The sequence below is a fragment of the Vibrio makurazakiensis genome, from assembly GCF_050337375.1.
Taxonomy (GTDB): Bacteria; Pseudomonadota; Gammaproteobacteria; order Enterobacterales; family Vibrionaceae; genus Vibrio; species Vibrio makurazakiensis.
Genome location: NZ_JAKJSW010000160.1, coordinates 1 through 10155, shown reverse-complemented (window position 1 = coordinate 10155; position 10155 = coordinate 1). Strand labels below are relative to the sequence as shown.

The window sequence follows — 10155 nt, the reverse complement described above, 5'->3', positions numbered from 1 at the left end:
AAACCAAAGTTTATCTATGTCATAACTACCCTAAAACAGCCGATGGACTGATTCACATGACAACTATTGGTGAAGAGAAGCATGACAATAGCTTTATGCAAGATCAGACCTCTGAAGCTGAGTTCGTCGAACGAAGAGAAGGGCGGGATGAGCAGTTAGCAGAACCGAAATTGATTAACCCAGCACTGCGCTACAATCTCACCAGTGAGTTACCAAGCGTTCATCTTTAGTTTTCTAAACAGTAGGAAACGAATAGATAGAGTAAATAATAAAGCCCGCTGATATAGCGGGCTTTATTCGGTTAGAAGGCGCAGTTTTTGTCAGAACTTGAATTCAAAAAGTACTGGAATACAAAGAGCTTTAGCAACCGTAAACATCTGCGATATAGCGTTCAAACTTATCACACATGTCGCTGTTTGAGCTGTGGTTAGATGCGAGTTCTTTGCTACCATCGACAACTACAATTTTTGCATTTAATGGCGCAACATTAGAACGAGTTCGCGAATCTAATGCTTTGATCTTTTGTTGTTCGATTGTCCAAGCCTGTTCCGTTGATAGGTTACACTCGTCCGCCAAGTATTTAGCGTTAAACCCTTCACCAGTAAGTACTTCAATCGTACCATTGTGATTGACGCTATTTCCCTTAAACCAATAGTGCTCTGCAAGCAAAGGCCCAATTTCTGGGTTATCTGTTAAATAGCCAAATTTCTCAGTGAAATAAGCGCGAGTTTGGTAAACCGCCATATGCGCCAATAGGTAACCTTGGTAAGCACAAGCAGCTTCATCAGATAGTAAGTGAGGAATTGCCATTAGTGGGCGAGGGCTACATTCTAAGCCTAGGATACGTTTTTCTGTATCACGTGCTAATTGAGTAATACGTTCTGGCGTAAGTTCGTCATTGCTCAGTTCATACAATGCTCGCTCAAAATATGGCACGACAAGAATACTTCTTTCCTCGTATGCTTTGAACGGCTGCTTGCTGTCGATAATCGCTTTGATTATTTGGTCAGGAACCGCTTCACCTCGGTCATTTAGCGCATATTGTTTAAGCCAATCCGCATCATTCAATAAGCTGTCACAAAACATGGATTGAGTTTCAGCATACGCCATTGAAGTAGGTGCAAACTCCTGAGAAAAACACGGTGCGTTCATTTTAACGTTCGCGAAATGAGCGGCATGTCCACCCTCATGAAATAAAGTGTTGATACCGTCGTAGCCACTGCCAATCTGATCGGGCTTAGCATTACTTGTGAAGTTAACTTTTGCCGCTATCCACGTATCTTGGTCATAAAACGATGGGATAGGACCATGGCAGAAACCATTCGGGTATTTGCCTTTGCGATCTAGAAGATCTAGCGTTAACTCAGCTTGGGAGTAATCAATATTCAAACGTCCAAAAGATTCTACCCAGCGTCGTAGTGATTTAGAAAATGGAACGTAAGGATCTAAATCACGCATCACATCGCCAGCGAAAGAAAAAATGAAGTTATGACCAGCGAGTGAGGCACTCCCTTTTTCTTCGGCAAGGTTATTTAAACTTTGCTGATGACTTATTCGAGTTCTCAACTCAAAGTCGTCTAAAATAGTAAACAGTTGTTCTGTCGTCATCTGTTCAGTTTTAACAATGGAATAATCGAAGAACGTTTTGTAACCCAGAGACTGCGCGAATTCATTACGACGTTTTATTAGCTCAATAAACCCGTTACCAAGTAACCATTGCTCAAGATCTAAGAATGCTTGGTGAGCCGATTGTCGAACACTTTCGTTTTCATTAGTGCGTACTGCAGCGCCTAGCACTGGCAGTGAGCCTTCAACTTGTTGACCATTTTCATCGACATAAGTCATGACATGGTTTTGTTTCATCTCGAAGAGCTTTGCTTCAAACTTAATTAAGTCCGCTTTAAGCTGCTGTGAGTGTTCAGATTCAATGGCATGAGCCTGAAAAGTTGCTAACCACCCAGTTAGACCAGTGATCGTTTTCTCTCGTTCGTCAGCGTCTAGAATAGAAGTCGCGTGTTCGAGTTGTGCTTTGATCTCTTTGATTTGACTTGAGGCACTGAGAAAGTCGTTCCATTGAGTTTGCGCTTGGGTTGAACCTTCATGATCTTCGCTAATACCCATGTAGGTTTCCCAGAAGAAGTCTTCTTTATTTCTATGGATTGAGAGATAGCGTTGGTTCAATTGATTTAGGAAGGTGGTTGCAGACATTTTGATCCCTATAAATGGTCTTGATGTACATTTGATTATGCCACAAATGGCATTTACTTCATTCAACTCGTAATGGTTTGGTTTTTAACTATTTGTAAATGATTATTTACTCCTTGATTGTAATGTTGCGAGTTATAACCACCTACAATCATTCATGGTAAGAAATTGTTAATTTTAGCTTTTTTCTTTGCAACTTATCATTAAACATGACAAGTATTAATGTAAWTATTTTGTTGCATTATGACTGGCTAAGTTTTTGCATTGGCTATATATCCTAAGGGCGGATGTTAGCTCCTATAGGAACGAGGCTGTTTGCAGCCTAGTTATGGCGTAAATGCTTGAGATGCTGTGAAAGCTTTCATATGTTGTAAATGCCTTAAATCATTAGGCGAAATGAGAATCAGGTGGTAATGGATGGAACCTATCTTATATATCGAAATTGGTGGAGTTGTTTGGCAAGTTCTACCCAATGGAACTTGGCAGCAATTGTCACCTAGTGATGCAGCTCAAGACAATGTTCAAGTCATCACAATGAAAGCTGAATCTCTTCTCGACCAACCATTAACTCAAGAGCAGATTAATGAAGTCGAACAACAGCTTGAACAAGTCGTTGAACAGCTAGCGTCCAACTTTCGAAATACGACCCCACAGTCATCCAATACCTCAGACCTTTCCAGCAGTAGTGCATCTTATATTTCATATGTACAGGCGACTTTACAAGAGACTCTCGCAGATGCTGGATATGACACTCGACCTCGAGACATTCCAGAGCAAGAAGTTCGTTCAGAAACGAGCTTACTCGATGTTCTCAATCCCAATGCTCAGCTAACCGTCGATATCCTTGATGGAGGAGATGGTTACGAAAACCGATTTGAAGCCCCTTCAGTTACTATCGTGGGTGAGGCTGTAGGTGTTAGAGATGGGCGTATTGTCTCTATTACAATAACGGATCTTGATGGAAAGGTCGTTACCACAACAGCTGTCGTGTCAGATGAAACCTACAGTGTTAGTGGTGTTGATTTATCTTCACTATCAGAAGGTGATTTGAAAGTAGGCGCTGTGGTCTCCGACAGTATAGGAAATAGCGTTTCTGCCAAAGATGACACAATAAAAGATACCTTAGCCGAGCAGGAAGTCGATTTTGATGGGTTTGGTGATGAATTCTATAATCAGTTCGAAGTCTCTGCGGGTAAATTAGTTGGTACTGTCACTCATGTTGAAGAAGGGCAGGTAGTTGAAATATCCATAACTGATACTGATGGCCTCACTCAAACTTACACTACGGTTATGCAAGGTGGTCAGTGGCTACTGGATAACCAAGATTATTCTGCTTTTGCTGAAGGCGATTTAACTGTGATTGCGACGGTTGTTGATATTGCGGGCAACCCTGCGACTGCAACGGATACGATAGTTAAAGATACGCTTGCATTTATAACGACGAATGTGGATGACGGTGGTGACAACACCCTAAATAGCTTTGAGCTTCAATCAGCTCGTTTTTTTGGTGTCGTGAACAATGTTGAAGATGGGCAAACCATTAACATCACACTGACCGATAGTAGTAATAATACAATTGACCTGGTAACGACAGTGGTTGATGGCGGTTGGTCAGTTGAAGGGGTTAACCTAACGGGGTTTGCTGATGGTGCCATTATCATTGAAGCGGAAACGATAGATATTGCAGGCAACCCCGCTATTTCGACGAATACTTCAGGTACCGTTGTTATTGATACCGTCGAGCCCGTTATTGATATCGATACGCTTGATGGATTTAACATTTTAGCTTTTCGTGGTGGAATTCTCACCACAATGCAAGGTACCACTGATGTGGCTCAAGGGCTTCCTGTTTATATAGAGGTCAGTGATGGCGTTCAGACACTGACTTTTACAGGTACAGTTGCGGCAGGTGGTAACTGGACTGTAGAGAATATCGATGTTAGTGGGTTAGATTTAACCAATGAATGGACAGTTAACGCTAACGTATTTAATACCGCTGGTAACCAAGCAACAGACGACATGCCTACAATTATATTGCCAGAGGCTGTCACCTTTTCTGAGAATGTCGTTGGTATTTTTGGTAATCAGGAACAAACGTCTGACATTCGAATCGATTTTGCTGATTTTTCATTTCATGCCGACCAGTCTTTTGCCGAAAATATTACCTCTCAAACTTTATCTATCTCTGTCGTGGTATCAGGTAATGGGCAAAGCCTAACAGCGACAAGAAGTGACAATGTAAAAGTCTTTGATGCTTCAATTTCTGGTGGAGTCGTCACCATTACATTTTATCAAGCTGTAGACCAAGAAGCTGGTCTAGACGCATTGCAGACGGCGATACTGATTGAAGGGTTGCAAACCGATGCTGATGGTACGACTGAGCTTGTTATTGGTCACTTACCTATTGTAGTAACAGATTCCGATCCTCTTATTTTCAATGAATCGTACGAGATGATAGAAGGGGAAGTATCGTCAGGAAATATTCTAAATAATGATATTGATTTAGATACGCTTCTAACCGTCAAAAGTGTTGAAGTAGACAATGTTACTAAGGTGATTACAGGTAGTTCCCCTGTTACTTTTACAACGACAGACGGAGTACTGACGGTATTCGCAAATGGGCACTGGAACTTTGTTGCCAATCGCAACTTAGATCATTCTACAGAGCATACAGTGACGTTTAACTATGTTGCGGGAGATATCAGCAATGACTTCGGTAATGGTACCGCTACTATTGATATTTTTGATGGTGATGCAGGACAGATTGTTGACGATAAAATAACAACGATTGAAGACGATGTTACTTTAGGGATTCAAACAGTGGATGGTCAATTTACTGTAAGAGGAGGGTCTGATAATCCTGATGCGGATTCATTATTCTTTAGTTTAAATACCTTAACTAGGCTAGAAGGTCTTGGGTTGACGACGAATAATTCGTTGTTCGATATTAGTTATACATTAAGTGCTGATGGAAAAGTGATCACTGCGAAAGCAGGAGCACTAGATGTATTCACCCTTAGTCTTGGCGGTACTGTTAGTGGCAGCGATGTGATTGCTAATATTCAAATGGTACTGAATCGTCCACTGAATCACCCGCTAGCCAAAGACTCAATTASGTTACCTTTGTACATTAATGGTATGGATTCTGATGGTACTCCTCTTATCTCTGGAGAGTTTGAATGGACGATTAAGGATGGTGCAGATCCTGTTCTAACAAACGTGACGAGCGCATCCGTTGATGAGTCAGCTCTAAACGATGGGGATCCAGACGTAGGCAGTGGAACTTTTCACGTCAATGTTGGCAGTGACTATATAGATACACTTTATTTCGATGTATCAGATCAGCCGGTGTTATTCAGTGGCGGTGTCCAGATTATCTATACTATTTCCCCTGACGGAAATTTACTGACTGGTTATGTTGGTAGTGTAGATAACGCTAATGTTGCATTCACGTTGTCATTTGCTCAGCCAAATGGCAGTGCTGATACCGATGTAAACTACGTATTCACGCTGCATAAAGGGTTAGACCAGACTAACGGTACAGACCARATACCATTTATTTTGACCGCGAGAGATGCAGACCGAGATAAGACTAAATTATCGTTGGACGTATCTATTACTGATGGTGGAGAGCCATCAATCGGGAGTGGTACCGTAGAATTAACGGAAGTTCCTGTCGCTACCGGGACTCCTTCGGGTGTGAGTTCTACCGCGACAGTTAGCCTTGCAATTACTTCAGCGAATGACCCAATTGTTTACCTAGGTTTAGATGTTGAGACTAACCAAGCGGTTTTGGATGGTGATGGTGATGCTGTTACTCATAATGGAGAAGCATTAGTTTGGCGTGACAATGGCGATGGCAGTTTTGATGCGGTATTAAGCAGTGGTGATATTGTCTTTAGGATCAAGTTACCAGAAGATTTCGCCCTCGCAGCTGATAGCACAGATGCCGTTGATGTATTGATCGAATTGTATCGCTCAGTGGACCATGGCTCAGCGGCTAATGGTACTGGGGCGAAGGATACTGAACTGACTATTCCTGCCTCTATCGTCACTATCGACTCTGATGGCTCACGAGATACACAAGAATCCAATATCAAGATATACGATGGTACATTACCTGAAATCTCCGCTATCGGAACGATTCAGGTCGATGAGGATGGACTGCTTAATGACAATGAAGAAGAAGGCGTAGAAACCTCGTCGCCATCGGTCGAAGTGATCCAAGGTTCAGATGATATCGTCAGTTTGTCTTTGAACATTGCCACTTTTAATGGTTTGAATTATAGCAGTGGTGGATCTTCGGTAACCTTAGCGAACGTTGATAGTAATGGGTGGTATTACGCGACAACGGCAACGGATGATAACGTCTTCAGAATTCGATTTAATCTTGATGGCACTACGGATTTCGACTTATTCGCTCCTCTAGATCACGCCGATGCAAACGGTAAAAATAACCTCGCGTTAAACTTTGAGCTTATTGCTACGGATGCGGATGGTGATAGTTCCTTGCCGACTACCTTTACTGTGAATGTCACTGATGCTGTTCCTGAAAGAAGAGATGCGTCTGTTGAGATGGTCGAAGGCGATTCATTAACGGGAACATTCTTATACGATGAATTTTCAGGTGCTGATGGAGCAAAGATTGTTAGCTTTGAATATCAGTCGACCACCTATACGTTCGGTGTTGATGGCGATCCTATCTCAATCACTCTCATTAATACTTATGATAGTAATAAACCATATGGCACATTTATTTTGTCATCTGATGGTAGTTATACTTTGACGACAGAACCTAATGTCGCGACTGACCCTCTGGATCCGAAACTAGAAGACTTGATTACCTACGTGGTACAAGATTTTGATGGCGATGAAGTCACTAACGAAGCCACATTGACACTGGATGACAACGAAGGTTTCATTCGTGTAACTGATGCAGAAACTACCGAAGACAATGATGCGGTGCTTGTCATCTCTGTGACCACTGGAGATGTAGACCAAAGTGAAGAAGTAACTGCAATTCAAATCAGTGCTGAGTCGCTCCTCGGAGGCAGCCTGTACTTAAATGGCACTCTGCTTGACGTTGTCGATGGCAAAGTCACGATCGATAGTACTAATTTGATTACGGTAGGACAGTTTGTTAGCCCTTCAGGGGTGTTAACCTACAAGCCGGCCCTTCATGAATCAAACACAACCAGCACCGTTGTGTTAGCGATTACCGCCATTATTTCAACGAACACCGATGACAAAGAATTAACGGCAACATTACCAGTATCGGTTTTACCTGTTGCTGATGTACCAGATTGGTCAGGCTCAGTATTCGAATACCAAACCGTTGAAGATAGTTCAACACCTGTGAAGCTTGATATCGATGCTTTGTTAGTTGATCAAGATAAATCAGAAAGCTTGTCATACAGTATCAGTGGTATTCCTGCAGGTTTGAATATCACGATCAATGGTAACGCCGTTAAAGAAGGAAAAGCCTACACACAAGAACAGTTAGATAAGATGGAAATCACTTCTGACTCTAATGTGGCAGGGAAATTTGAGTTTGTAATAACAGCGATAGCGACAGAATCGGGCAATAGCTTTGCCGATCCAAATGACAAAACGGCTTCCACTGATCATACGGTGACCGTTGAAGTATCGCCTGATGCGGATAAACCCAACTTGTCGGTGAAAGATTACAAAGGCTTAGAAGACGAGGTGATTTATTTAGGTGACGTAATATCGGGTTCACTTAACGATACCGATGATTCCGAAACATTGAACTATCGAATCGAAGTACCAGAAGGGTGGGCGATTCAAGGTGGGTCATTTACGTTGTTAGGGCCGAATACCTACCTTGTTTCTGCTGAAGCTATATCTAACGGAAGTGCGTATTTGATTCCGAAAGAAGATATCAGCTCATTCACTGAGAGCCTCTCGATTAACGTAACCGCAATTGCAACTGAATCGACGATTGATGGACTTGAACCGGTTAACCCAACGGCAGAAAGCCAGACCGAAATCATTAATATTCATCTTAAAGGTGTCGTTGATGAGCCGACAGTTGTTGATGGTGGAAACCAACACTGGCAATACGACAGCGCAACGAAGATTATTAGTAACCAATCTATCTTAAATGAAGACGGGCTTATTAGGCTCGATTTTGTTGTTCAGACAACCGATGATGACCTGTCTGAAGAGATAAACCTGCTTTTAACTAATCTACCCAAAGGTGTTCTTTTAGTTGGCTCTTCTGGTAATCCGGTATCCTTGACCATAGCAGGCGTCGACCCCGTGACAGGCCCCGTTATTCAGGTTTCAAATGCGCAGCTCAATGACCTTTACTTAAAGCCGATTTCTGACTTTAGTGGGAAAATGGAACTTTCTGTTATTGCAATTTCCACTGAGCCCGATGGAGACTCTGGTGAGTTCCCTATGACAGTGGAAATCACGTTAGATCCTGTTGTTGACCAAAATGATGGTCAGGTTGTGACCACGCAAGGTATCGAAGACGCTCAAATCGGGTTGAACTTACAAGTAACTGTAAACCAAGACATGGATGGAAGTGAAAGCTTAACGGGGTATGTCATTGACAGCTTACCGGCGGATCTTACCTTGTTCGTTGATGGAAACGAAACGGCAGTCCCTGCTGGTGGACTCGACCTTGAAACGCTACTTAATGCCACAACCCCAACGCTATCTGACCTTTTAAGCAGCGGTAGACTTTCAGTTTCTGCGACTGAAGATTTGAGTGGGTCATTCACAATACCGATCACTTATGAAGTCACCGATACCTCTGAAACGGGCGCGGTGACCACTAAAGATATTAGCGGTAATATCAGCGTTGTGGTTGATGCAAGAGTGGAATTAGATACGCGATTGGAAGGTTCAAATGAGCTGTATGTGAGTGATGATGGCTCACCTGTTGATGTTTCTACCGCTGTAAAATTTGTAGACGCAGATTTAGATGGGTCGGAGTACTTAGACTACATTCTGATTGATATTCCTGATGGCTACTCTCTTATCGTTAATCACCCAAATGGTGCCGCACAAGACAGTTCTGGTAATTGGATTATTTCAGCTAACGGATTAACAAGTGATAATTTTGCAGAAACCGCCACACTAATCTTAGATGGGATGACGATCTCCAGCCCAACAGATACTCCAGTCTTGGACATTGTCGTGCGTGCGCGAGTGATTGATGGCGAAGATGCGAAATACATCAATACTACATTCCCTATTCAAATTACCGGCCATTCAGGTGGCGGAGGTGGGGGCTGTGACCCTGTTGGCCCTCCTGATGATATTCAAACGAATGGCGAAATAAAGTCACCAGAAGGTGAAGATATCGATCTCAGCGGTCTGCTCAATCCTGACGTTGCGAGTGATGATGGTAATGAACTTTCATTCTATATCCCTGCGAGCTCGTTGCCTGATGGCGTAGAGATCAATGGCACAGGTGTTATCGCAGAATATGATGCTGCCGGAGAGATTGTCGGCTATTCCATTACCGCAGCGGGTCTTGCAAACTTAAAAATCACCGGCTTAGATGAAGACTTCGCCGGCTGTATCGACTTTACTATCCAAACAATAGAAACCTCGCCATGTAATGGAGATAGCGTTACAACGGACCAAACGATCAGCATTCAAGTCGTGCCCGTTGTCGATAACATTTCAGTTAGTTTAGATACAACCACGATTCAAGAAGACACCGCAACGGATCTCAACCTTGAATTAATTTTGGGAGACAGTGTTGAAAGTGGTCAAACGATCACCGGGGAAGGCACCAGCGCAACAGGTAAAGAGACGGTAAACTCACTAACGGTGACTGTATCCAATGAAGGCTCTTTATCAGAAGTGCCAACAGACACCGGATTACTGATAAATAATAACGATGGTACCTGGACAGTTACTGACCCTAGTCGACTTAGTGATATTCAACTGACGCCTCCGGAGCATTAC

Annotated in this window: 2 protein-coding genes and 1 pseudogene; 2 read left to right on the top strand and 1 reads right to left on the bottom strand. The window is 42.8% G+C overall.

What is annotated here, in order from left to right; all coding sequences use genetic code 11:
- Positions 1-230: pseudogene (locus L4C33_RS15965) on the top strand (MBL fold metallo-hydrolase); the annotation flags it as partial.
- Positions 231-360: 130 nt separating this feature from the next.
- Here L4C33_RS15965 and L4C33_RS15960 read toward each other — a convergent pair.
- On the bottom strand, positions 361-2208 hold the full coding sequence (locus L4C33_RS15960) for a M3 family metallopeptidase (RefSeq protein ID WP_428813407.1): 1848 nt from the start codon (positions 2206-2208) through the stop codon (positions 361-363).
- Between the two features lie 414 nt (positions 2209-2622).
- On the opposite strand from L4C33_RS15960, the gene L4C33_RS15955 reads away from it, so the two are divergent.
- Positions 2623-10155: T1SS-143 repeat domain-containing protein (locus L4C33_RS15955; protein ID WP_428813406.1), on the top strand; the 7533-nt coding region annotated here is incomplete at its 3' end.

Coding starts and splice junctions, on each gene's coding strand:
- L4C33_RS15960 (WP_428813407.1), bottom strand. CDS start 2,208: ATGTCTGCAACCACCTTCCTAAATCAATTGAACCAACGCTATCTCTCA.